Below are 23,437 nucleotides of genomic sequence, written 5' to 3' on the forward strand. Positions count from 1 at the left end.
ATCAGCAGCCGTGGGCCCGGGGCCGTCAGGTGCCGACCAGTACGCCCAGCCAGGCCGCGACGACCAGCAGGGACGCGTACAGCTCCACCAGCACGCTCGTGCCGATCGCCCGCATGGCCAGCCGCGTCGCCGCCACCGCCCTCCGGTGCCCGCCGTGCCGCCGTCGCGCCGCGAGGTAGACCCCGGCGACGTACCCCGGAACCCCGCCCACCACCGGGACCAGCACGAACCCCAGCAACGCCCCCACGCCCGCGTAGACGACCATCCGCCGGGTGACCCCGACACCCCGCAGCCGCCGGGGCGGCAACCGCCCCACCACGACGTGCGTGACCAGCATCAGCACCGTCGAACCGGCGAACAGCCACCACGCGGCCGCCGTCGCCACCTGCAGCGACCACCACGCCACCCCGGCCCACACCAGCCACGACCCGGCGACGCCCGGCGCCAGCACCCCCACCAGGCCGAGCAGCAGCACCAGAGCGACCAGCAGCTGTTGCCACACACCCATCTGTCCAGCCTGCCGGACGGACCCGGCCCGTGCAGGTCAGCGCGTGACCCACCCGCGTTCGTAGGCGTGCCAGCCCAGCTGGAGCCGGGTCGTCACGCCCGCCAGCTCCATCAGCCCCTTCACCCGCCGCTGCACCGTCCGCAGCCCCAGGTCCAGCTGCTTCGCCACGCTCGCGTCCGTCATGCCCGCCAGCAGCAGCGACAGCACCTCCAGGTCCGTCGCGTCGGGGCCCGGCGTCGACGCCGGCACCGGCACGTCCCGCCCCGCGCCGAGCCGCAGCGGCACCGCGTCCCGCCACACCGCCTCGAACAGCCCCATCAGCGACTCCAGCAGCCCGCTGGCGTGCACCACCAGCGCCGCCGGCTCCGCGACCCGGCCCGTCAGCGGCACCATCGCCAGCGACCGGTCGGCGACCACCAGCTTCGTCGGCACCCGGTCCACCACCCGCACCCGCTCGCCGCGGCCCAGCGCCGACGTCAGCTCCGCCACCCCGTCGGGCCGCTCAAGGACCTCCCGCTCCACCACCACCCGGTAGGCGACGCCCCGGTCCGCGGCGCGCTCCTCGGCGTCGTTCTCCGCCCCCGTCACCACCACCGGGCGGCCCGTGACCAGCGCGCACACCTCCTGCGCCGCACCCAGCTGGAGCTGCAGGAACCGGTGCGCGACGGCGCTCGCGCCCGTCACCACCTCGACCAGGTCGTGCGCGGCCGGCTCCGCGGCCTCCGTGCGGTACTCCTCCGCCAGCAGCGCGGCCGCCAGCTCCGCCCGCTCCAACTCGTGCCGCTGCTGCGTCAGCAGGGCGCCCAGCGCCACCGCGGGCGGCGCCGCGACCCACCGGCCGGTGCGGTACGAGGACTGCGCGGCCAGACCCTGCGCCTCCAGCCGCCGCAGCGTCCGCTCGGTCTCCGGCTCAGGCAGCGCCAGCCGGTGCGCCAGGTCCCGTACCTCGGCCGCGCCCAGCGCGACCAACTCCCGGTACGCGGACTCCTGACGCTCGTCGAGACCTATCGCCCCCAGCACCCGAACCCACCCCTCCGCTCGTCCGTGGCGGAAAACGGCCACGGCGCAAACCCGCCGCACCCATCATCCCCGCACCACCCGTCACTCTGACAAGGTGGCGCCACCGCGGGCGTCCGCAGGACCGTGGTCCGCGCGTACGGCGTCGTGCCGCACGACTCTGCGCGCGACGAGCGCCGACCACGTGGGCCCGCCGGGGGCCCTCCCGCATTGGGGAGGGAGGGCGCCCCGGCGGGCCCCTTCGCGCCTGCCCCCTTTTTGCCGAAGCACCGTTTTCGGGCGGGCCCCGCTGTGGACAATGAAGGACATGAACCCACAGGGGGACAGGCCCGCCGCGGACGACGACTGGTGGGAACGGCTGTACGACGACCCGGCCCAGGGCCCGGCCGCGGCCCCGGAGGCAGCCCCGGACGCGGGCGCCACGGTGTCGGGCGACAGCCTCGACGACCGGTACCGCTCCGCCTCCGACGCGCTCGCCCCACGACCCGGGTCCGGCACCGCGCCCGGGTCCGGCCCTCCGCACCGGTCCTGCACCGCGCAGGCCTCGGGCCCGGCGGAGCCGCCGCCCCCCGCGTCTCCGCCGGTCGCCCCCGCCCCGGGAGGTTCCGACCCCGCCTCGGGTCCCCGCACCTCCGCCGACCGCCCACCGCTCCGGCCCCCGACCGCCCCGGTGGTGGAACAGGCGCCTCCACCGGACCCCGGGCCCGCCCCCCGTACCCCACCGCACCCCGGTTCGGCCCCCAGGACGCCGGACCGCCCCGCGTCCGCCCCCGCCGCCGACCCGTCCTCCGAGCTTCCGGCGGACGCCCCGCACGACGCGGGCTCCGCCCACGAGGACCCACGCCGCGCGTCCGCCGCGCCGCCCAGCCAGGGCCCCGCCGCCCCTGCCCCACCCGCGCCCGCCGCCCCACCCGCCGCGCCGCCTGGACAGAGCCCCACGGCCCCTGTGCCGCCCGCGCCCGCCGTCCCGCCCGCGCCCGCCGCGCCGCCCAGCCAGGGCCCCGCCGCCCCTGTGCCGCCCTCCGCCCCACCCGCGCCCGCCGCCCCTGTGCCGCCCGCCGCCCCACCCGCGCCCGCCGCCCCACCCACTCCCGCCGTCCCGCCCGCGCCTGCTGCCCCACGCGGTCAGGGCCCCACGGCCCCTGCGCCGCCCGCGCCCGCCCCGCTCGAGCCCGCCTCACCCGCCCCCGCCGTCCCGCCCGGCCAGGGCCCCGCCGCCTCGTCCGGGTCCGCCGCGTCGCACGTGCCGCAGCCTCGCGACGGCGTTCCCGTCGTGACCCGTGCCTCCCTCGTCCCCGCCCACCTCGGCGGCGGACCGCCCGGCCACGACCCCGAGCCCACCGCGCTGCCCGAGGCCCGCGTGCACGGGCTGGACGAGTTGGTCCACGACACCGTGCTGGACGGGGCCCGGTACGGCACGTGCACCCTCCGCGCGGTCTCCAGCCGCGGGGACGTGGCGCGCCACCGCGGCGAACCGCGGCGCGACGCGCTGCTGACCGCCCGCTTCGGGACCGGCGACGACACGCTCCTGCTGCTCGCCGTCGCCACCGGCACCCGGGCCGGCGAGGGCTCCCACCTGGCCGCCGGGGACGCCTGCCGGTGGGTCGGCGAGGCCGTCGGCCGCAGCCACGCCCGGCTCGCCCGGGACATCGGCGCCGGGCGCCGCGACGACCTCAAGTCGGGGCTGCACCGCCTCACCGACCGCGTCTGCGGCAAGCTCCGCGCCCGCGCCGCCGACCTCGGCGTCGAGCCGGACGCGTACACCGCCGACCTGCGCTGCCTGCTGCTGACCGCCGACCCCGCCTGCCGTACGCGGGTCTTCTTCGGCGTCGGCGCCGGCGGCCTGTTCCGGCTGCGCGACGGCGCCTGGCAGGACCTGGAGCCGCCGCTGCGCGAGCCGGCGGCCGTCAGCGGCGGGCCCGTGGCCGGCTTCGGCTCCCCGCCCCCCGTCCCCGACGACGGGTCCGGTGCGGGGGACGACCGGCTGACCCTGCGGCTCGGCGTGACGCCGCGTGCCCGCGCCTCGTACGTCGTCGAGGACCCTCCCCCCGCCCCCGGCCGGGGGGATCCCGGTCCCGATTCGCCCGCGCCGCCCGCCGTGCCGTTCCGCTTCCGCGCCTCCGTCGCGCGCCCGGGCGACACCCTGCTGCTCGCGACGACCGGCCTCGCCGAGCCGCTGCGCCGCGAAACGGCGTTCGCCGCCGAGCTGGCCGCCCGCTGGGGTCCCCGCGAGCGACCGCCGGGCCTCGCGGCGTTCCTCGCCGACACCCGGCTGGGGGTGGAGGGGTACGCCGATGACCGGACGGCGGTGGCCGTCTGGGAGGCGTGAGCGCGCGGGCCGTGCGTGGATGGTGCCATGGGCAGACAGAACGTGGCGGAACACTACGTCGACACCCTGGTGCGCGCCGGGGTCCAGCGGATCTACGGCGTCGTCGGCGACAGCCTCAACCCCGTCGTGGACGCCGTGCGGCGCACCCGCGGGATCGAGTGGATCCAGGTGCGGCACGAGGAGAGCGCCGCCTTCGCGGCCGGCGCCGAGGCACAGGTGACCGGCTCCCTCGCCGCCTGCGCCGGCTCCTGCGGCCCGGGCAACCTCCACCTCATCAACGGCCTGTACGACGCGCACCGCTCCATGGCCCCCGTCCTCGCCCTCGCCTCGCACATCCCTTCGAGCGAGATCGGCCTGGAGTACTTCCAGGAGACCCACCCCGACCAGCTCTTCCAGCGGTGCAGCCACTACTGCGAGATGATCTCCAACCCGCAGCAGACGCCCCGGCTGCTGCGGACCGCGATCCAGCACGCCGTCGGCCGCGGCGGCGTCAGCGTGGTGACCCTCCCCGGTGACGTCGCCGCCCGTCCCGCCCCGGAGGAGGCCGCGGTGCACGACCTCGTCACCGCGCGCCCCAGTGTGCGCCCCGGTGACGCCGAGATCGACGCGCTGGTCCGCATGGTCGACGCCGCCGACCGGATCACCCTCTTCTGCGGCAGCGGCACGGCGGGTGCCCACGCGGAGGTCATGCGGTTCGCCGAGCGCGTCAAGGCCCCCGTGGGTCACGCCCTGCGCGGCAAGGAGTGGATCCAGTACGACAACCCGTTCGACGTCGGCATGAGCGGACTGCTGGGCTACGGCGCCGCCTACGAGGCCACCCACGAGTGCGACCTGCTCATCCTGCTGGGCACCGACTTCCCGTACAACGCCTTCCTCCCCGACGACGTACGGATCGTCCAGGTCGACGTGCGGCCCGAACGGCTCGGCCGCCGCTCCCGCCTCGACCTCGGAGTGTGGGGCGACGTCCGTGAGACCCTGCGCTGCCTCGTGCCCCGGGTGCGCCCCCGCACGGACCGGCGTTTCCTCGACAAGATGCTGAAGAAGCACGCCGACGCGCTGGAGGGCGTCGTCCGCGCGTACACCCGCAAGGTGGAGAAGCACACCCCCATCCACCCCGAGTACGTGGCGTCCGTCCTCGACGACCTCGCCGACGACGACGCCGTCTTCACCGTCGACACCGGCATGTGCAACGTCTGGGCGGCCCGCTACCTCACGCCCAACGGGCGCCGCCGGATCATCGGCTCCTTCAGTCACGGTTCCATGGCCAACGCCCTCCCCCAGGCCATCGGCGCGCAGTTCACCGACGGCGGCCGCCAGATCGTGGCCATGTCCGGCGACGGCGGCTTCTCCATGCTGATGGGCGAGTTCCTCACGCTGGTCCAGTACGACCTGCCGGTGAAGGTGGTCCTCTTCGACAACTCCTCGCTCGGCATGGTGGAGCTGGAGATGCTGGTGGCCGGGATGCCGTCACACGGCACGACCAACCACAACCCGGACTTCGCCGCGGTCGCCCGGGCCGCCGGTGCGTACGGGGTGCGCGTGGAGAAGCCGAAACAGCTCGCGGGCGCCCTCAAGGACGCGTTCCGGCACAAGGGCCCCGCGCTGGTCGACGTGGTGACGGACCCCAACGCCCTGTCGATCCCGCCGAAGATCCGCGCCGACATGGTGACCGGCTTCGCCCTGTCCGCCAGCAAGATCGTGCTCGACGGCGGCGTGGGCCGGATGCTCCAGATGGCCCGATCCAACGTGCGGAACCTCCCGCGACCTTGACACCCCGCCGTGCCTCACTGCTCCCCTCCGTGCGCCTGTCCGTCCGGGCTTCGCACGCGTGACTGTCGGAGCAGGGGGGCATGGATCCCGTGAGCCTGTTCGAGGAGAAGGGCCGACAACGTGTGCGGGTGGGGGATATGAGTGGGCTTCAGGCAGGGGTCGGACCCATGGTGGACGGGCGTGACCGCGTACCCGGGGGGACACAGCTGAGGCGGCACGTCGGCGTCGGCGACCTCACGGCGGTGGCCGGCGTACGGCGTGGGCTGCGGGAGCTGCTGCGCCACCGGATCGCCCCGGAGCCGGCGCACACGGCGGAGCTCCTCACGAGCGAGCTGGTGACGAACGCGCTGATCCACACCGGGCAGGGGGCGGTCGTCACGGCGACGCTCGGCCGGACGGCGCTGCGCGTGGAGGTGCGGGACTTCGTCCCCGACCTGCCCGACCCGTACGTCCCGGCGTCCGACGACGGCACGCACGGCAGGGGGCTGCTGATGGTGCAGGCGCTGGCCGACGCGTGGGGCGTACGGGCGCAGGGCGTCGGCAAGGTGGTGTGGTTCGAGCTGACGGACGTGAAACCGCCCGCGTGAGCCGCGGCGCGCCGGGGGCCCGTCCGTGGACGCGGACGGGCCCCCGGCGGCGGGCGGAGCCCCGTCGCGGACCGAGCGAGGCGGACGCCTCAGCCGAACTGCTGCTCCAGGCTCTTCAGTTTCTGCTCCAGCGAGTCGAGCCGGGGGATCGCCTGGGTGTCGTCCTCCGCCGTCAGGTCGACGGTGCGCGGCTCAGCTCCTTTCACCGCCTGGAGGGAGGGCCGGGAACGCGGTGGCAGCTGTCCCGGCTCGGTTATGGCGGGCTCCGCGACGGACGCCCCGACGGTGGCCGGCGCGGAACCCTGCGCCGGGTTCAGGGCGGGTACGTCGACCTGACGGCCGCCGCGGCCCAGCCCCCAGGCGCGGTGCTGGCGGTTGAAGGCGCGCAGCCGAGCCCGGTCCAGCCTCTGCTGCTCGCGCCGGCGCCGGCGGTTCTCGTGCTTCTCCCGCCGGTCCTCGCGGACCTCCTCGACCGCTTCGTCCAGGGTGCGGACGCCCTCCAGGAGCATCAGCGACCAGGCGGCGAACGTCTCCCGGGGCGCCCGCAGCCAGCGGACGATCCGGATCTGCGGCAGCGGACGGGGCACCAGGCCCTGCTCGCGCAGGGCCGCCCGGCGGGTCTGCTTGAGCGCCCGGTCGAACAGCACCGCCGCCGACAGCGACATCCCCGCGAAGAACTGCGGGGCGCCGTCGTGGCCGAGCCCGCGCGGGGCGTGCACCCAGTTGAACCACGCGGCCGCCCCGGCGAAGAGCCACACCAGCAGCCGTGAGCCGAGCGCGGCGTCACCGTGGCTGGCCTCCCGCACGGCCAGGACCGAGCAGAACATGGCCGCGCCGTCGAGGCCGAACGGGACCAGGTACTCCCAACCGCCCGAGAGGTTGAGGTTTTGCCGGCCGAAGCCGACGAGGCCGTGGAAGGAGAGCGCGGCGGCGACGGCCGCGCAGCAGAAGAGCAGAAGGTAGGAGGCGATGCCGTAGACGGCCTCCTTGCGCCGGCGGCGCTCCTCGCTGCGTTCCCAGGAGTCGTCGGCCGCGGCCTTGCCGCCGGCGGTGCGCCTGCCGCGCGCGAGCACCGCCACCGCCACCACGGTGCCCGCGAGCATCACACCGCCCGGGAGCAGCCAGTCCAGCGATATGTCGGTCAGTCTCATGCGGTGTCCCTCGCATCGCAGTGGTGCGTGTCGGTGCGCCATCTTGGCCGACCCGCGGGGCGCGTCACGAGGTTTCGGGACAAGAGAACGCCATCGGGGCCCCTGGCAGGTCGAATGAGGGCAATCCGGTCGAACTCCCGTGCTGTTCACCGGGTTGCGTTCGAGTTACTCCACCCGGGCGAGTGGCGTGGAACGCGTCACCCCCGCCGGAACGCCTCCGGGCGGCCGGTGTGATGCTGGTACCCGCAGTGGCCGGTCCGGCCGTCCAGGGTGGAGATCATGACCAGTCAGCCCATCACCGTGCTCGGCGAGTGCGTCGCCGACGCCTTCACCGACCCCGGCCGCGCCGCCGGCCCCGGGGGGCTCTCCCTGCGGGTGCTGCCGGGCGGCGGGCCCGCCAACACGGCGGTCGCCCTCGCCCGCCTCGGCACGCCGGCCCGCTTCCTGGGCAGGCTCTCCGGCGACGTCTTCGGCACCCTCTTCCGCGAGCGCCTCGCGGCCTCGGGCGTCGACCTGACGCAGTGCGTGACCGCTCCCGAACCGAGCACCCTGGCCGTCGCGGACCTGGACGTCCACGGCCGGGCGACGTACTCCTTCTTCGCCGAGGGCGCCGCCGACTGGCAGTGGACCGCCGCCGAGCTCGCCGCCGTGGAGCCGGCCGGGACGGTCTGCGTGCACACCGGCTCCCTCGCCCTGGTCCGGGCGCCGGGCGGACGCCGCGTCGAGGAGTTCCTGGCGGTGGCCCGGCGGTACGCCACGGTCTGCGTCGACCCCAACGTCCGTCCGCTGCTGGTGGAACCGGCCGTCTACCGCGAGCGGATGGACCACTGGTGCGCGCTCGCCGACATCCTGCGCCTCAGCGAGGACGACCTCGGCGCACTCCTGCCGGGCGTGGCGCCCGAGGACGCCTGCGACACCTGGCACGCCGCCGGCGCCCGGCTGGTGGTGCTCACGCGCGGGCCGCGCGGCGCCCTCGTCTCGCTCGACGGCGAGCGCCGCACCGTCCCGGCGCCGCCCACCGACGTCGTCGACACCGTCGGCGCCGGCGACTCGTTCACGGCCGGACTGCTGCACGCGCTGGCGGGGCTCGGCCGGCTCGGCGGCCGACTGGACGGACTGACGCTCGACGAGACCGCCGCCTGCTGCGCGTACGCGGCGCTCGTCGCCGCCCGTACCTGCGCGGTGCCCGGCGCGGACCCGCCGTGGGGGGACGAACTGCCGCGCCCGCCGGAGTGACCCGGGACCCGGCCCCGTACCGGCCGGCCGCCGGCCGGTACGGGGCGGGGGCGCTGGGCGTGGTGGTGCGCCGCGGGGCGTGGGCGGGTTGGCAGGGCCCGGGCCCGGGCCCGGGGCGGGGCGTGGGGCGCGGGCCGGGCGAGGGGGGTGGGGCGTCAGGCGGAGGGCGCCGGGAGCGCCTGGGGAGGGGGCGGCAGGAGGCACGCCTCAGGCGGTGGCGGCGGGCGGTGGTGGCGGGCAGGCGGAGCGTGCCAGGGGTGGCCGTCGGACGGAGGGCGGCAGGGCGCGCGTCAGGCGGTGGCGGCGGTCAGGCGGCGCACCCGGTCGGTGTCGCAGGTGCGCGGGCACGTGACGCAGGTGTCCTCGGGGCGCAGTGTGTAGAAGAGGCAGCAGCTCGCCCGGTCGCGGGTCGGCAGCGGCCGGCCGTCGGGGGCGGACAACTCGCGGAAGCCGGCCGGACCCACGTACGGCTTGGCCGTGCCCGGCAGCAGCAGCTCCAGCTCGGCCATGGCGCGCGGTTCCTCCCCGAGCAGCCCGGCGACGTACCACAGGCCCTCGACGACCTCGTCCGTCGCCATGCCCCACAGGGCCCGTCCGCGGCGCCGCATCCGCGGTCCGAAGCCGTCGAGCACCGGGCCGATGTGCTCGGCCACCGCCGCCCGCACCTCGGCGCGCAGCGCCTCCTCGTCGGCCACGACGCGGGCGCCCGGGAGACCCGCGGCCGGGTCGTCCGGCAGGCACGCGAACTCCCGCACCCGCACGGCCATCCGGCCCATGGCCCGCTGGAACGCCACGTCGCCGACGGGCACGCGGGGCACCCGGCGGTGCAGGAACCACGGGACCGTCACCAGCAGACAGGCGGGCCAGGCGTACCGGTGCAGGCCGAAGCTCGCGACGACGTCCGGGCGCGCCTGCTTGCCGTAGTCGCGCAGCACCTGCGCGGCGTCCCAGGAGAGGAAGGCGTCGAGAGCGGGGCCGCCGGAGGCCAACTCGTCCGCGCCGACCCATCCCTCGCCGCGCGGCGTCGCCTCGGCCTCGCCCAGTTCGCGCACGCGCAGCCCGGGGAAGACCTCGGCGAGGCGGGTGTACGACTCCGCGACCGGTGACGCGGGGACGGAAGGCAGCAGTGTGGGGAGGGACATGCAGGACCACCGAATCGCGATCGTTTGCAGGTTAGCCTTACCTTACCCGATCTGATCGATGTGTGTCCCGCCGCCCCGTGCGCCTATCGTGCACAGCGGGCCCCCGCACCGCGAGCCGGGCCACACACGCGCGGCGGACAGGAGGACCCGAGTGGAGCAGGGCAGGGCCCGGGGGGCCGCGGAGCACCCCGAGCGGTGGCCGCGCACCACCGGCCGCGTACCGGAGCAGGCCCGCGATGAGCAGGCCCGCGGCGAGCACACCCACGGAACGCAGCCGCAGGACGCGCACCCGCGGGACGCGTACCCGGAGGACGTGCATCCGCGGGACGCGTACCCCCACGACCGGCCCGCGCCGGCCGGGACCACGGCCGGGGACCCCGCCCCCGGTGCGTCCCGCCTCGTCCGGCGCCACTCCGTGCGCGGCCAGGTCCTCGACGCGCTGCGCGCCGCGCTCGTCGGGGGCGAACTCGCCCCCGGCGTGGTCTACTCGGCGCCCGCGCTCGGCCTGCGCCTCGGCGTCTCCGCCACGCCCGTCCGCGAGGCGATGCAGCAACTCGCCGTCGAGGGAGCCGTGGAGGTCGTCCCCAACCGGGGCTTCCGCGTCGTCGAGCGCACCCCGCGCGAACTGCGCGAGCTCGCCGAGGTCCGCGCCCTGATCGAGGTACCGGTCATGCTGCGGCTCGCCCGCACGCTGCCCGCCGGGCGCTGGGCGGAGCTGCGCCCCCTCGCCGAGGCGACGGCGGCTGCCGCGGCCCACGGCGACCTCGCCCCGTACGCGGAGGCCGACCGCGCCTTCCACCGCGCGCTGCTCGGCCTCGCCGGCAACGAACAACTCGTCGCGGTCGCCGACGACCTGCACCGGCGCTCGCAGTGGCCGCTCGTCAGCCCGCCCGCCACCCGCCGCGCCGATCTCGTGGCGGACGCGGCCGAGCACGGTGCCCTGCTGGACGCGCTCGCCGCCGGGGACCTGACGGTGGTCGAGTCCCTGATCAGGGAGCACTTCACGGGCTCCGGGAACTGAGGGCGGCGAAACGGTGCGCGCCACGGTATGGACCGTCGCCAACGCCCTCGGCGTGGTCGCGGGGACGCCCGGGGAACTCCTCACCGCGCTCCTCGCCGGACCGCGCCGCCGCCCCGACCGCGTCGCGCTGCCCGCGGACGTGCTCGGCCTGCCGGAACTGGCCGCCGACCTGCGTGCTGTCGGCCGTGTCGAGGTGACCGTGGCGGGCCCGGTACCGGGGGGTGCGCCCGACGAGCAGCCACCCCTCGCCGATCCGGCCGCGGTCTGCGCCGCCGACCCCGTACGGGTCACCCGGGCGTACGAGACCGAGCCCGCGGGCCACGGCGGGCTGCGCGCGGCCTGGCTCCGCGCCGGCCAGGCCCTCGTCCGGGACGGCCAGACCCCCGCCACCCGGGCGCTCACCCTCCTGGCCGCGCTGCCCGACGACGCCGACCCGCGGCTCCGCCCCGCCCTGGCCTCCCTGGCCGCGGACGCGCCCTGGTCGGTGACGGAGTCCCGGGACGCCAGGACCGGGGCGCTGACGGTGTGGGCGGGCCGCCTGGTCGAGGCCGACGACCCCCGGTCCAGGGCCGTGGCGTGCCTCGACGACGGCACCGTGCTGACGCTCGACGAGCGGGGCCGCCTCCGTACCACCGGTCCGGCCGTGCCGCGGCTGGTCGAGGCGGTGGCCGCCACCCTCGCGACGCACCCGGCGACGGCGCTCGCCGCCGCGGGCGACGCGGTCCTCACCGGGGACCGCATGGGCTCCGTCCACGCCTTCACCCTGGGCGGCCTCCACCAGGCGTCCCTGCACGCGGGGCGGGTCACCGCCCTGGCGGCGGCCGGGCCCCGCGTCTACAGCGGGGGCGACGACGGCACGGTCCTCGCCTGGCGGCCCGGCGCCGGGGACGGCGTCCCGGTGGCCCGGCGTCCCCACCCGGTGGTGGCCCTGCACGCCGGGCCGCGCACCCTCGCGGTCGCCTGGGCGGACGGCCTGGTGGAGCTGCGCGACCCGCGCACGCGCCGCGTCCGCCCCTTCCGCCCGGGCCCGGCCGTGCACGCGGTGGCCGTCCGCCCGGACGGCTCCCTGACGATCGCCACCGACACCACCACGGTCCGCCTGCACCCCACCTGACCCACCACCCCGCGCGGCGCTGCCCCGGCCGAGACGCACCACCCACGGCTCCAGCCGCCCCGACCCGCACCGGACTGCTCCCGGCCCGCACCGGACTGCTCTCGCGCCCGCGCACCGGACCGTTCCGCGCCCGCGCCCGCGCACCGGACCGTTCCGCGCCCGCGCCTGCGTACCGGACAGTTCCCGGCCGTTCCCGGCCTCCGCAGAGCCCGCCCGACCGCTGCCGGCCCGCGCACCGGACCGTTCCGCGCCCGCGCCTGCGTACCGGACAGCTCCCGGCCCGCGTCCGGGCCGGCGCCGGCCCGTCGGCGGGCCCGGCCCGGTCAGTGTTCGCGCGCCTGCCGCGTGCGGGTCCGGTTCTCCCTGCGCAGCGCCTCGGCCAGCTCCGTCTTCGACATTCGCGACCGGCCCTCGACGCCCAAGCGCCGGGCCAGTTCGTACAGGTGCCGCTTCGAGGCGTTCTCGTCCACGCCCTCGCCGCTGCGGGCCGGCCGGTCGCGCGGCGCCTCGGCGCGCGGATCGGAGGGGCCCTTGCGGCCCTTCTCCTTCTCCTCCCAGTGGTCGCCCACCTTCTCGTACGCGTGCTTCAGCGCGCTGAACGCGACGCGGTGGGCCCGCTCGCCCTCGCCGTACTGCTCCACGGCCGAGTCGTGCGCCGCGATCCAGGTCCGCTGCGCGCCCTCCGGGGACCGTTCCAGCGTCGACGGCAGCTCCTCACGCCCTGGCATGGCGCCCTCACCTCCGGAACTCCGGGGACCGCACCGCCCCCCGTGTGCCCTTCTCGGACCCCCCGAAACGCCGCCCCGCCCCGAGCGGGGACGGTGCGCCGGAGTCCGCCGGTTCGGCGCCGTCAGTCGGCCGGGATCGCCGCCGCCACGCGGCCCGCGCCGGGGAAGAGCAGCCGGGCGAGGGGGCGGTCGTCCCACTCCTCCGCCCGGTGGAAGCAGACGTCGCTGGGGAAGGGCGCGTCCCGCAGGTCCGCCGCGTGCGTGCCCGCCGGCAGCTCCGCCAGCGCGGCCAGCAACGGGTCGTCCGACCCGGCGAACTCGTCCAGCGGCGCCGGGCGCGTCCACGGTTCGCCGGTGTTCGGGGAGAAGCAGCGGGTGGCCTGCCGGACCGCCCGCGCGAAGTCGCCGCCGGCGGCCGCCTCGCGCGCGTACCGGGCCACCGTCAGCAACAGGTGCGGCAGGGACTCGGCGAGCACCGTCGCCGCCGGCTCCTCGCGCAGCTCCCGCGGCCCGACCGGTACCGACACCACGTACCCCCACGCGCCCGTCGCGGCGTCCAACCGCACCTGGACGAGCGCCCCGTGCCGCCCCTGCCGGGCGAGCGCCAGCGGCCAGTAGGCGCCGTCGCCGCCCATCATGCGGTGCGCCTCGGGGGCGACCCGGTGCTCCGGTACGCCCGGCAGCAGCCGCAGCGGCGGCGCGCCCTCCACGAGGACGCCGCCGATCTCCCGCACCACGGTCCGGACGTCCTCGGGGACGGGTACGGGCCAGGTGTCCATGGCGCTGTCGGAGCAGCCGGGCTCCAGCCGTACGCGGTCGGGCAGTTCGGCGGCGAGCGCCCGCAGTTCGGCGACGGCCCGCCGCGGCGCGTCGTCCGGGACCCGGTGACGGGTGACGGGACGGTCCAGGAAGTCGCCGCTGACGTCGCTGTGGACCAGCAGCGCGCGGCCGCCTCCGGCGAGCCGCAGCACGGTCTCGCTCGCGCCCGTGTCGGCCGTGGCGCCACCGAGCGAGTAGTACGGCTCCCAGCGCACCGCGCAGGGGTACCGGGGCAGGGCGCGCAGGTCCACGAGGTCGGTGAGCGCGTGCCCGCGCCCGGCGAGGGCGGCCAGTTCGGCGTCGTCGCCCTCGGCGACCGCCACGCTCGGGACGGCGGGGACGGAGACGGCCGGCCTCGGACGGGCGTCGAGCGTGGCCGGGCCGTCCGCGAGGAGGGCGGCCACGTCCAGCAGCCAGTGGGTGAACGTCGGGGCCTCGACGACCAGTTCCTGCGCGTCGGTCCGGCGGAGCAGGGAGACGACCGGGCCCCAGTCGGTGGGGTCCGCGCCGTCCTCGCCGACGCCCACGTGAAGGGTGCCCTCGCCGGCGGAGAAGCGGCCCGGTTCCCACAGGCCGCGCGACCGCGCCGGGCCCGGGCCGGGGCCGAAGCGGTACGGCTCCCCGCCGACCGTCATCCCGGCGGTCTCCCGCAGGACGGTTCGCACCGCCTCGGGAACGGGGACCGGCCAGCCGTCCGGCTCGGTGTCCGGGAGGCCGTCGTGGAGGGTGACCTCCCCGGGCCGGGCCGCCGCCAGGGACCGCAGCGCCGCCACGGCCCGCTCCGCCCGCGCCCGTGCCCGTTCGTCCTCCGTCATGTCCCGCCCCCCGTGTGGTGCCGCCGCCGTGCCCGCGTGATGATCGCCGCGGCGGCGGACGTGTGTCCAGTTCGGGTGAGGGCCGCGGCCGTGGAGGTGGTCGGAGCCGGGGGCCGGTCGGAGAGGGGGACGACAGGGGGACGGGGGGCGGGTGGAGGGAGGGCCGCGGCGGGCGGGCCGGGGGAGGGGCGGCGGGGTGGTCAGGCCGCCGGGTGCGGGGCGAACTGGGTCGCCAGCCAGGTCGGTACGCCGCCCAGGAGCCGGAACAGCCGCTGCGCCTCCGCCCGTAGACGGCTCGCCTCCGGTTCCGGTTCGGCGTCGGCCAGGGCGGCCAGGGCCGGGGCCGTACCCACCAGGTAGCCCAGCTCCTCGCGCAGCCGCAGCGACTCGGCGAAGCCGTGCCGGGCCTCCGCCAACTCGCCCTCGCGCAGCGCGAGTCCGGCCAGGTGCCGCCAGGTGAACGCCAGCAGCAGCGTGTCGCCCTGCGCGGTCGCCGCGGCGTGCGCGCGCCGGTAGGCGGCGCGGGCGGCCTGCGGCGCGTCCGCCAGGTACTGGGCGAGCAGCCCGCGCCGGAAGTCCAGCAGCGCGCGCCGCGGTGAGGACGGCCCGAGCAGCGCCGCCGAGCGGCCGAGCGCCGCCCGCGCCTCGTCGGCCCGGTCCCGTACGCCGTGCAGGGTGGCGGCGTACGCGAGGTAGCCGCGCTCGCAGGCGGCCGCGCCGCGCTCCTCGTCGTCCTGGGCGACGGCCTCGGCGGCGCGCAGCGCGTCCTCCGCCTCCGCCCAGCCGGCCTCGGTGTAGAGGCACCGCTCGATCAGCAGGGAGGCCCGCTGGACCGCCACGGTCGGGTCGTCCGCCGTGGGGGTGAGCAGGGCCGCCGCGTCCGCCCAGCAGCCGCGGGAGCGCAGCCGCCATACCGCGGTCTGGAGCGGATCGTCGGCATCGGTCGTTCCGGAACCAGACATGGCGGTATGCGCCACGTTGCCCTCCCCGAGCGCACCATCGAGCTGTTGGGACGGACGCATCACAGCACGGAACCGCACACCCGGCCAAGAGGCCGGGTGAATTGATTCACAATCACCCGGCGGGCGCGGCGTGGCGCGGACCGCCCGCCGGGGTGAGCGGCGCCGGGGCGCGGCGGGGCCGAGGGGCGGGGAGGGGTGGTGCGGCGGTGCGCCCCCACCTTCATGGCGATTCCCTCGAAAGAGTGAACCGCTCTCCAGGTGGGGGCGTACCGCCGTCCGCGCTCAGGACATCCGCAGCGCCAGGAAGAAATCCAGCTTGTCCTCCAGGCGCGACAGGTCGCGTCCCGTCAGCTGCTCGATCCGGCCGACGCGGTACCGCAGCGTGTTCACGTGCAGGTGCAGCCGCGCCGCGCAGCGCGTCCAGGAGCCGTCGCAGTCGAGGAACGCCTCCAGCGTCGGGATCAACTCGGCCCGGTGACGTCGGTCGTAGTCGCGCAGCGGGTCCAGGAGCCGCGCCGTGAACGCCCGGCGCACGTCGTCCGGGACGAACGGCAGCAGCAGGACGTGCGAGGCCAGCTCGTGGTGGCCGGCCGCGCAGACCCGTCCGGGGCGTGCCGCCGCGACGCGGCGGGCGTGCCGGGCCTCCTCCAGCGCGCCGCGCAGTCCCTCCGCGGAGTGCACGGCGGCGCTGACGCCCAGCGTGAGCCGCCCGTCGTCGGCGAGGCCCGCCGACAGTGGCGTCCGTACGGCGGCCAGCAGCGTCTCGGCGTGCAGCCCGCGCCCGGCCCCGCCCGCCGAGCGGCCCGCGCCGGAGCCGCCCGCGCGGGAGCCGCCACCGCCGCCCGAGCCGGAGCCGGCCGTACCGCCCGCGCCCGGGCCGGCCGCCGGGCCGCCCGTGGCCGCGGTGTCCGAACCGCCCGCGGCCGCCCCGCCGTCACCTCCCGCACCCGTACCCGCATCCGCAGGCGCGCCGTCCTCGGCCTCGGCGTCGGGGCCCGCCGCGCCCGGTGTCACCGGGGCGACGGCGGGCAGCGGTACCAGCGCGACGGCCTCGTCCCCCGAATGGGCCACCGCGATGCGGTCGGCCGAGTCCGGTCCGCTCGTCGCCGGGTCGACGAGGATCTCCTCCAGCAGCGACTGGGCGACCGGGCCGGTCTCGACCGCGCCGTCCTCGCCCCACTCGACGCGGGCGACGACGACCTGCCAGTGCGGCGCGGCGCCGAGCCCCGGCAGCAGCACGGGCGCGGCGACCCGCAGCCGGGCGGCGATCTCCGCCGGGGCGGCGCCGGTCTGCACCAGCTCCAGGACCTCCTGGGCCAGCCGGCGGCGGACCGTGCGCGCGGCGTCCCTGCGGTCGCGCTCCACGGCGATGAGCTGGGTGACGCCCTGGAGCAGGTCCAGCCGGGCGGCCGGCCAGTCGCCGGCGTCGGCCTCCACGGCCAGCAGCCAGTCCGAGAGGACCGTCTCGCGGATGTCCCTGGCCGCCGGCGCGGCGCCCCGACCGGTGTTACGGATCGGGAAGAGCGAGTACGTCGACCCGCCGACCTGCGCCCGGTGCGGGCCGCGCCGGCCGGTGCGGGTCGCGGCCAGGTGCTCCCCGGCCAGTACCGCGCCGACCTCGGCGGGCAGCGGGGTGCCGGCGCCCGCGATCCGCCGCCCGGTCGGGGAGAGGACCCAGGCCCGCAGGTCCAGGTCGGTGCCGAGCAGGTCGAGCACCACCTCGGGGCCGCCCCCGGCCGGGCCGGAGGTCATCAGCCGCCTGTGCCGATCCACGACGGCCGCCAGGTCCCCCGCGCGCTCGCCGGACACCTGTCGAACGACGTGCTCGGTGATAGTTGCGAAAGCAACCGATTCGTTCACTGCGAAGAGGGGGAGGCGGTGGCGCAAACACGCCTGGACGAGGTCGTCCGGGATGGCGCCGAGCTCCGCCTCACCGGCCGCGAGACCGGCGACCCCCGCCCCGGCGAGGATCCGGACGAACGGCTCCGAGTCCGCCTCGTCGCGCCGCCAGGCCAGGCCGGTGAGGACCAGCTCGCCCCCGGAGAGGTACCGACTGGGGTCCCTCAGGTCCGTGGTCATCACGCCGCGCACGGTGCGGTCGAGCTCGTCCTCGCCGCTGAGCAGCCGCAAGCCCAGCGCCTCGGTCTCCAGCAGTGCGCGCAGCCGCATGTCGTCGCCGATCCTTCTCGTGGTGTCTCGTTGTGGACGGTGGGCCCTCGCCACCGTTTCCGGGGGGAAACGAAGAGACTACTGATCCCCGCCTTTCGTTCGAATCTACAAGACCGGGGGTGCCGCCAGCCAACTCCTTCATGGTTTCGGTGACTGCACCGGGTGGAGCACCGCTGGGTGTACTGGGGCCACCACGCGTCAACAGCAGATGAACACCTCATCGAGGGCCGGCCGTCCCCGCGCCCCGGCGAACAGCCCCGATCACACCGATCCCGCCGATCCCGGCGCCCACGCACCACCGGCCCTCGGGCCCGGGCGGCGGGGTACCCGGAAGAGCGCGGACCACGTCGTCACGAATGAAGAGAGCCACTCATGGACTTCCTTCGCCCCGCCAGCTGGGAGGAGGCGCTCGCCGCCAAGGCGGAGCACCCCACGGCTGTGCCCATCGCGGGTGGCACCGATGTCATGGTCGAGATCAACTTCGACCACCGGCGGCCCGAGTACCTGTTGGACCTGAACCGCGTCGAGTCGCTCCGTGAGTGGGAGGTCGGCGAGGAGAACGTCCGGCTGGGCGCCTCCGTCCCGTACACCCGGATCATGGAGCACCTGCGGGCCGAGCTGCCCGGCCTGGCCCTCGCCTCCCACACCGTCGCCTCGCCGCAGATCCGCAACCGCGGCGGTGTCGGCGGCAACCTCGGCACCGCGTCCCCCGCCGGGGACGCCCACCCGGCGCTGCTCGCCGCGGGCGCCGAGGTGGAGGTCGAGTCGGTGCGCGGCAGCCGGTTCATCCCCATCGACGAGTTCTACACGGGCGTCAAGCGCAACGCCCTGCAGCCCGACGAGCTCATCAAGACCGTCCACATCAAGAAGGCCGACGGCCCGCAGCAGTACTCCAAGGTGGGTACCCGCAACGCCATGGTGATCGCGGTCTGCGCCTTCGGTATCGCCCTCCACCCGGAGACCCGCACGGTGCGCACGGGCATCGGCTCCGCCGCGCCCACGCCGATCCGGGCGAGGGAGGCCGAGGAGTTCCTGAACGCCGCGCTCGAAGAGGGCGGCTTCTGGGACAACGGCAAGATCATCACCCCGTCGATCGCCCAGCAGTTCGCGCAGCTGGCCTCCGCCGCCTGCAACCCGATCGACGACGTCCGCGGCACCGCCAGGTACCGCCGCCACGCCGTCGGCATCATGGCCCGCCGCACCCTCGGCTGGACCTGGGAGCAGTACCGCGGCAGCGCCCGCACGCTGGAAGGAGCTGCATAACCCATGCGCGTCAACTTCACCGTCAACGGACGTCCGCAGGAGGCCGACGACGTCTGGGAGGGCGAGTCCCTCCTCTACGTCCTGCGCGAGCGCCTCGGCCTGCCGGGCTCCAAGAACGCCTGTGAGCAGGGCGAGTGCGGCTCCTGCACCGTCCGCCTCGACGGCGTCCCCGTCTGCTCCTGCCTCGTCGCCGCCGGCCAGGTCGAGGGCCGCGAGGTGGTCACCGTCGAGGGTCTCGCCGAGTTCGCCAGGCAGCGCGCCGAGGCCGGCTGCGCCACCGGCGCCTGCGGCACGGGCCTGGACGACGCCAAGCAGTGGTCCGCCCGCGGCACCGACTCGCAGACCGGCGAGGGCACCCCCCTCTCCCCGATCCAGCAGGCGTTCATCGACGCGGGCGCCGTGCAGTGCGGCTTCTGCACCCCGGGCCTGCTCGTCGCGGCCGACGAGATGCTGGAGAACAACCCGTCGCCGACCGACGAGGACATCCGCGAGGCGCTCTCCGGCAACCTCTGCCGCTGCACCGGTTACGAGAAGATCCTGGACGCCGTCCGCCTCGCGGCCGCCCGCCAGGAACGTCAGGGAGAGGCGGTCTGACACCCATGACCACCGCGCAGAACACCCGGGCCGCGGCCACCCCGGCCGGCACGCCCACCAAGGTCACCCAGGGCGCCCAGGGCACCAAGGGCGGCATCGGCGAGTCCACCCTCCGGCCCGACGGCACCCTCAAGGTCACCGGCGAGTTCGCCTACTCCTCGGACATGTGGCACGAGGACATGCTGTGGGGCCAGCTCCTCCGCTCTCCCGTCGCCCACGCCGAGATCGTCTCCATCGACACCTCCGAGGCCCTCGCCCAGGCGGGCGTGTACGCCGTCCTCACCTACGACGACCTGCCGACCGAGGTGAAGAACTACGGCCTGGAGATCCAGGACACCCCCGTACTCGCCAACGGCGTCGTACGCCACCACGGCGAGCCGGTCGCCGTCGTCGCCGCCGACCACCCGGAGACCGCGCGGCGCGCCGCCGCGAAGATCAAGGTCGAGTACCGGGAGCTGCCGGTCGTCACCGACGAGGCGTCCGCCCTCGGCCCCGGCGCGCCGATCCTGCACCCCGGCCGCGACGACCACCACTCCGGGCACGTCCCGCACCCCAACATCGTCCACCGCCAGCCCATCGTCCGCGGCGACGTCGAGGCGGCCCGCGCCCGGGCCGACGTGATCGTCGAGGGCGAGTACACCTTCGGCATGCAGGACCAGGCGTTCCTCGGCCCCGAGTCCGGCCTCGCCGTACCCGCCGAGGACGGCGGCGTCGACCTGTACATCGCCACCCAGTGGCTGCACTCCGACCTCCGCCAGATCGCCCCCGTCCTCGGCCTGCCCGAGGACAAGGTCCGCATGACGCTCTCCGGCGTCGGCGGTGCCTTCGGCGGCCGCGAGGACCTGTCGATGCAGATCCACGCCTGCCTGCTGGCGCTGCGCACCGGCAAGCCGGTGAAGATCGTCTACAACCGGTTCGAGTCGTTCTTCGGCCACGTGCACCGCCACCCGGCGAAGCTGCACTACGAACACGGGGCGACCAAGGACGGCAAGCTCACCCACATGAAGTGCCGGATCGTGCTGGACGGCGGCGCCTACGCCTCCGCCTCCCCGGCCGTCGTCGGCAACGCCGCGTCCCTCTCGGCCGGCCCCTACGTCATCGACGACGTCGACATCGAGTCGATCGCCCTCTACACCAACAACCCGCCCTGCGGCGCCATGCGCGGCTTCGGCGCGGTCCAGGCGTGCTTCGCCTACGAGGCACAGATGGACAAGCTGGCCGCGAAGCTCGACATGGACCCCGTCGAGTTCCGCCGGCTCAACGCCATGGAGCAGGGCACGATCATGCCGACCGGCCAGCCGGTCGACTCCCCGGCGCCCGTCGCCGAGCTGCTGCGCCGCGTCAAGGCCCGCCCGCTGCCGCCGGAGCGCCAGTGGGAGTCCACCGAGGGCGCCGACGTCCGCGCGCTGCCCGGCGGCCTGTCGAACACCACGCACGGCGAGGGCGTCGTCCGCGGCGTCGGCTACGCCGTCGGCATCAAGAACGTCGGCTTCTCCGAGGGCTTCGACGACTACTCCACCGCCCGGGTCCGCATGGAGGTCATCAACGGCGAGGCCGTCGCCACCGTGCACACCGCCATGGCGGAGGTCGGCCAGGGCGGCGTCACCGTCCACGCCCAGATCGCCCGCACGGAGCTCGGCGTCACCCAGGTGACCATCAACCCGGCCGACACCCGGGTCGGCTCCGCCGGCTCCACCTCCGCCTCCCGCCAGACGTACGTCACCGGCGGGGCGGTGAAGAACTCCTGCGAGCTGGTCCGCGAGAAGGTCCTGGAGATCGGCCGCCGCAAGCTCGGCACGTACCACCCCGCCTGGGCCACCGCCGAGTTGCTGCTCGAAGGCGGCAAGGTCGTCACCGACGGCGGCGAGGTCCTCGCCGACTTGGTCGACGTCCTGGAGGACGAGGTCGTCGAGATCGAGGCCGAGTGGCGCCACCGCCCGACCGAGCCGTTCGACCTGCGCACCGGCCAGGGCAACGGCCACGTCCAGTACTCGTTCGCCGCCCACCGCGCCGTCGTGGAGGTCGACACCGAGCTGGGCCTGGTCAAGGTCATCGAGCTGGCCTGCGCCCAGGACGTCGGCAAGGCCCTCAACCCGCTCTCCGTCGTCGGCCAGATCCAGGGCGGCACCACCCAGGGCCTGGGCATGGCGGTCATGGAGGAGATCGTCGTCGACCCGAAGACGGCGAAGGTGCGGAACCCCTCCTTCACGGACTACCTGATCCCCACCATCCTCGACACGCCGACCATCCCGGTCGACGTGCTCGAACTCGCCGACGAGCACGCCCCCTACGGCCTGCGCGGCATCGGCGAAGCCCCGACCCTGTCGTCCACGCCGGCCGTCCTCGCGGCGATCCGGAACGCGACGGGCCTGGAGCTGAACAGGACGCCGGTACGCCCCGAGCACCTCACCGGCACCGCGTAGCCCCTCCGGGCGGCGCCCCCCGAACCTCCGGGCGGTGCGCGGCTGCCGGGAACGTCACAGTCCCGCGGTCCGCACCGTCCGGAGCACCCACCACCGAACCACCGCACAGCCGCAGGGAGACCCCCACAGGCACGTCGGACCGATCGGACCGCACCGCTCGCGGTCCCCGCACCCACCACCCCCCATCCCCCCACCCCCCAGCGCAGAACCCCGTCCGTCTCGGGCCGTTCCCCCGGGTCGTGCAGCCAAGCACCATCCCAAATCCCGCGCACGGGCCCGGAGTCGGAGCCCGCGGGTGCCCCTGTGAACCTTGGGAGTAGGCACCATGACCCAATCGTCAGTGGAGCCGAAGACCGTTCCGGAAGACGCGGGCGAAGGCACGCGCATCCCCGCCGGACGGTCTTGGCTCGATCGGTACTTTCACATCACGCACAGAGGATCCACCGTCGCGCGCGAGGTGCGCGGCGGCGTCACGACCTTCATGGCCATGGCGTACATCCTCCTGCTCAACCCGCTGCTGCTCGGCGGCGAGGACCTGCTCGGCAACAAGCTGGGCCAGCCCGCCCTGATCACGGCGACCGCCCTCGCGGCAGCGGTCACCACCCTGGCGATGGGAATCATCGGCAAGGTCCCGCTCGCGCTGGCGGCGGGCCTCAGCGTCGCGGGTGTCGTCTCCACCCAGGTGGCGCCCCACATGACCTGGCCGCAGGCCATGGGCATGTGCGTGATCTACGGAGCGGTGATCTGCCTCCTGGTGGTCACCGGTGTCCGCGAGGTCATCATGAACGCCATACCGCTGGCCCTGAAGCACGGCATCACCATCGGCATCGGCCTGTTCATCGCGATGATCGGCTTCGTCAACGCCGGCTTCGTCGGCAAGGGCCTGGGCGGCGGTCCCGTCGCCCTCGGCGTCGGCGGCTCGCTCACCGGCTGGCCGGTCGTCCTCTTCACCGTCACCCTGCTGCTGATCTTCATGCTCCAGGCGCGGCGGGTCCCCGGCGCGATCCTGCTGGGCATCGTCGTCGGCACCGTCATCTCGGTCGTCGCCACCGCCACCGGCCTCATCGAGGAGGAGGCGTGGGGCGGCAAGGCGCCGGTCCTGCACGGCGGGGTGGTCTCCATGCCGGACTTCTCGCTCTTCGGCCAGGTCGAGTTCGGCGGCTGGGAGCAGCTCGGCTACGCGGCCGTCGGTATGATCGTCTTCACGCTCGTGCTGGCCGGCTTCTTCGACGCCATGGCGACGATCATCGCCGTCGGGCAGGAGGCCAAGCTCGCCGACGCCTCCGGCCGTATGCCGGGCCTCAACAAGGCACTGTTCATCGACGGCGCGGGCGGCGCGATCGGCGGCGTCACGAGCGCCTCCGGGCAGACCGTCTTCATCGAGTCCGCCACCGGCGTCGGCGAGGGCGCCCGGACCGGGCTGTCCGCCTCGGTCACCGGCCTGTTCTTCGCCGCCTGCCTCTTCTTCACCCCGCTGACGCAGCTCGTACCGGGCCAGGTGGCCTCCGCCGCCCTGGTCGTGATCGGCGCGATGATGCTGCAGAACGCCCGCCACGTCGACTGGGCCGACTGGTCCGTCGCCGTGCCGGTCTTCCTCACGGTCGTGCTGATGCCGTTCACGTACACCATCACCACCGGTGTCGGCGCCGGCGTCATCGCCTTCTGCGCGATCAAGGCCGCCCAGGGCAAGTGGCGCGAGCCCAGTGTCCTGATGTGGGTCCTCTCCGCGGTGTTCGTCTTCTACTTCGTGACCGGCACCGGCCACTGACGGACGCCCACGCCCCTCCAC

Annotated in this window: 18 protein-coding genes; 10 read left to right on the plus strand and 8 right to left on the minus strand. The window is 75.7% G+C overall.

Annotated features, from left to right (window positions below; all coding sequences use genetic code 11):
- Positions 1-25 precede the first annotated feature (25 nt).
- Both NRO40_RS23940 and NRO40_RS23945 read right to left on the minus strand, forming a co-directional pair.
- On the minus strand, positions 26-508 hold the full coding sequence (locus NRO40_RS23940) for a DUF456 domain-containing protein (protein WP_058944116.1): 483 nt from the start codon (positions 506-508) through the stop codon (positions 26-28).
- A 36-nt stretch (positions 509-544) separates the two neighbouring features.
- A complete protein-coding gene (locus NRO40_RS23945; RefSeq protein ID WP_058944117.1) occupies positions 545-1,528 on the minus strand; it encodes a helix-turn-helix domain-containing protein in 984 nt (327 codons plus the stop codon).
- 304 nt (positions 1,529-1,832) lie between these two features.
- Between NRO40_RS23945 and NRO40_RS30950 the strand changes: the two genes are divergently transcribed.
- From NRO40_RS30950 to NRO40_RS23960, 3 genes are all read left to right on the plus strand, one after another.
- Complete coding sequence (locus tag NRO40_RS30950; protein WP_257375498.1) at positions 1,833-3,854, plus strand: protein phosphatase 2C domain-containing protein; 2,022 nt, start codon at positions 1,833-1,835, stop codon at positions 3,852-3,854.
- Between the two features lie 27 nt (positions 3,855-3,881).
- A complete protein-coding gene (locus tag NRO40_RS23955) occupies positions 3,882-5,624 on the plus strand; it encodes a pyruvate dehydrogenase (RefSeq protein ID WP_058944521.1) in 1,743 nt (580 codons plus the stop codon).
- A 167-nt stretch (positions 5,625-5,791) separates the two neighbouring features.
- Positions 5,792-6,211: an ATP-binding protein gene (locus tag NRO40_RS23960; RefSeq protein ID WP_058944520.1), complete on the plus strand. Its 420-nt coding sequence runs from the start codon at positions 5,792-5,794 to the stop codon at positions 6,209-6,211.
- 89 nt (positions 6,212-6,300) lie between these two features.
- Here NRO40_RS23960 and NRO40_RS23965 read toward each other — a convergent pair whose 3' ends face one another.
- Positions 6,301-7,362, minus strand: coding sequence for a DUF2637 domain-containing protein (locus NRO40_RS23965; RefSeq protein WP_058944519.1), 1,062 nt, complete (start codon positions 7,360-7,362; stop codon positions 6,301-6,303).
- A gap of 279 nt (positions 7,363-7,641) precedes the next feature.
- Here NRO40_RS23965 and NRO40_RS23970 point away from each other — a divergent pair, with 279 nt between their 5' ends.
- Positions 7,642-8,598, plus strand: coding sequence for a carbohydrate kinase family protein (locus NRO40_RS23970; protein WP_058944523.1), 957 nt, complete (start codon positions 7,642-7,644; stop codon positions 8,596-8,598).
- A gap of 290 nt (positions 8,599-8,888) precedes the next feature.
- Here the strand turns inward: NRO40_RS23970 and NRO40_RS23975 are convergent, their stop codons facing one another.
- On the minus strand, positions 8,889-9,740 hold the full coding sequence (locus tag NRO40_RS23975) for a (2Fe-2S)-binding protein (RefSeq protein ID WP_058944518.1): 852 nt from the start codon (positions 9,738-9,740) through the stop codon (positions 8,889-8,891).
- 151 nt (positions 9,741-9,891) lie between these two features.
- Here NRO40_RS23975 and NRO40_RS23980 point away from each other — a divergent pair, with 151 nt between their 5' ends.
- Complete coding sequence (locus tag NRO40_RS23980; RefSeq protein WP_257375499.1) at positions 9,892-10,761, plus strand: GntR family transcriptional regulator; 870 nt, start codon at positions 9,892-9,894, stop codon at positions 10,759-10,761.
- A gap of 13 nt (positions 10,762-10,774) precedes the next feature.
- Positions 10,775-11,875 (plus strand): WD40 repeat domain-containing protein, encoded by a 1,101-nt coding sequence (locus tag NRO40_RS30620; protein ID WP_058944517.1) that lies wholly within the window; start codon positions 10,775-10,777, stop codon positions 11,873-11,875.
- A gap of 323 nt (positions 11,876-12,198) precedes the next feature.
- On the opposite strand, the gene NRO40_RS23990 is transcribed toward NRO40_RS30620, so the two are convergent.
- The 4 genes from NRO40_RS23990 to NRO40_RS24005 all read right to left on the minus strand — a co-directional run bounded on the left by NRO40_RS23990 (position 12,199) and on the right by NRO40_RS24005 (position 17,368).
- The gene (locus NRO40_RS23990) at positions 12,199-12,603 is read right to left on the minus strand and encodes a ChaB family protein (RefSeq protein WP_058944516.1); all 405 of its coding nucleotides are present in this window, start codon (positions 12,601-12,603) and stop codon (positions 12,199-12,201) included.
- Positions 12,604-12,725: 122 nt separating this feature from the next.
- Positions 12,726-14,237 carry a hypothetical protein gene (locus tag NRO40_RS23995; RefSeq protein WP_058944515.1) on the minus strand — a complete coding sequence of 504 codons (1,512 nt, stop codon included), beginning with the start codon at positions 14,235-14,237 and terminating at the stop codon, positions 12,726-12,728.
- Positions 14,238-14,437: 200 nt separating this feature from the next.
- Positions 14,438-15,199, minus strand: a complete 762-nt coding sequence (locus NRO40_RS24000; protein ID WP_257375500.1) for a hypothetical protein — start codon at positions 15,197-15,199, stop codon at positions 14,438-14,440.
- Between the two features lie 282 nt (positions 15,200-15,481).
- The gene (locus tag NRO40_RS24005; RefSeq protein ID WP_058944513.1) at positions 15,482-17,368 is read right to left on the minus strand and encodes a PucR family transcriptional regulator ligand-binding domain-containing protein; all 1,887 of its coding nucleotides are present in this window, start codon (positions 17,366-17,368) and stop codon (positions 15,482-15,484) included.
- 372 nt (positions 17,369-17,740) lie between these two features.
- On the opposite strand from NRO40_RS24005, the gene NRO40_RS24010 reads away from it, so the two are divergent.
- From NRO40_RS24010 to NRO40_RS24025, 4 genes are all read left to right on the plus strand, one after another.
- Entirely contained in the window at positions 17,741-18,631 is an 891-nt protein-coding gene (locus tag NRO40_RS24010) for an FAD binding domain-containing protein (RefSeq protein ID WP_058944512.1), read from the plus strand.
- 3 nt (positions 18,632-18,634) lie between these two features.
- Positions 18,635-19,225: a (2Fe-2S)-binding protein gene (locus NRO40_RS24015; RefSeq protein ID WP_058944511.1), complete on the plus strand. Its 591-nt coding sequence runs from the start codon at positions 18,635-18,637 to the stop codon at positions 19,223-19,225.
- 5 nt (positions 19,226-19,230) lie between these two features.
- Complete coding sequence (gene pucD, locus NRO40_RS24020) at positions 19,231-21,648, plus strand: xanthine dehydrogenase subunit D (protein WP_058944510.1); 2,418 nt, start codon at positions 19,231-19,233, stop codon at positions 21,646-21,648.
- Between the two features lie 325 nt (positions 21,649-21,973).
- A complete protein-coding gene (locus NRO40_RS24025; protein WP_058944509.1) occupies positions 21,974-23,416 on the plus strand; it encodes an NCS2 family permease in 1,443 nt (480 codons plus the stop codon).
- Positions 23,417-23,437 lie beyond the last annotated feature (21 nt).

It is taken from the genome of Streptomyces changanensis (assembly GCF_024600715.1).
GTDB classification, from domain to species: domain Bacteria; phylum Actinomycetota; class Actinomycetes; order Streptomycetales; family Streptomycetaceae; genus Streptomyces; species Streptomyces changanensis.

What these genes read in the sequence shown, in the direction of transcription:
- NRO40_RS23940 (WP_058944116.1), bottom strand. Translation starts at nt 508, where the DNA reads ATGGGTGTGTGGCAACAGCTGCTGGTCGCTCTGGTGCTGCTGCTCGGC.
- NRO40_RS30950 (WP_257375498.1), top strand. Translation starts at nt 1,833, where the DNA reads ATGAACCCACAGGGGGACAGGCCCGCCGCGGACGACGACTGGTGGGAA.
- NRO40_RS23955 (WP_058944521.1), top strand. Translation starts at nt 3,882, where the DNA reads ATGGGCAGACAGAACGTGGCGGAACACTACGTCGACACCCTGGTGCGC.
- NRO40_RS23960 (WP_058944520.1), top strand. Translation starts at nt 5,792, where the DNA reads ATGGTGGACGGGCGTGACCGCGTACCCGGGGGGACACAGCTGAGGCGG.
- NRO40_RS23965 (WP_058944519.1), bottom strand. Translation starts at nt 7,362, where the DNA reads ATGAGACTGACCGACATATCGCTGGACTGGCTGCTCCCGGGCGGTGTG.
- NRO40_RS23970 (WP_058944523.1), top strand. Translation starts at nt 7,642, where the DNA reads ATGACCAGTCAGCCCATCACCGTGCTCGGCGAGTGCGTCGCCGACGCC.
- NRO40_RS23975 (WP_058944518.1), bottom strand. Translation starts at nt 9,740, where the DNA reads ATGTCCCTCCCCACACTGCTGCCTTCCGTCCCCGCGTCACCGGTCGCG.
- NRO40_RS23990 (WP_058944516.1), bottom strand. Translation starts at nt 12,603, where the DNA reads ATGCCAGGGCGTGAGGAGCTGCCGTCGACGCTGGAACGGTCCCCGGAG.
- NRO40_RS23995 (WP_058944515.1), bottom strand. Translation starts at nt 14,237, where the DNA reads ATGACGGAGGACGAACGGGCACGGGCGCGGGCGGAGCGGGCCGTGGCG.
- NRO40_RS24000 (WP_257375500.1), bottom strand. Translation starts at nt 15,199, where the DNA reads ATGTCTGGTTCCGGAACGACCGATGCCGACGATCCGCTCCAGACCGCG.
- NRO40_RS24005 (WP_058944513.1), bottom strand. Translation starts at nt 17,368, where the DNA reads ATGCGGCTGCGCGCACTGCTGGAGACCGAGGCGCTGGGCTTGCGGCTG.
- NRO40_RS24010 (WP_058944512.1), top strand. Translation starts at nt 17,741, where the DNA reads ATGGACTTCCTTCGCCCCGCCAGCTGGGAGGAGGCGCTCGCCGCCAAG.
- NRO40_RS24015 (WP_058944511.1), top strand. Translation starts at nt 18,635, where the DNA reads ATGCGCGTCAACTTCACCGTCAACGGACGTCCGCAGGAGGCCGACGAC.
- pucD (WP_058944510.1), top strand. Translation starts at nt 19,231, where the DNA reads ATGACCACCGCGCAGAACACCCGGGCCGCGGCCACCCCGGCCGGCACG.
- NRO40_RS24025 (WP_058944509.1), top strand. Translation starts at nt 21,974, where the DNA reads ATGACCCAATCGTCAGTGGAGCCGAAGACCGTTCCGGAAGACGCGGGC.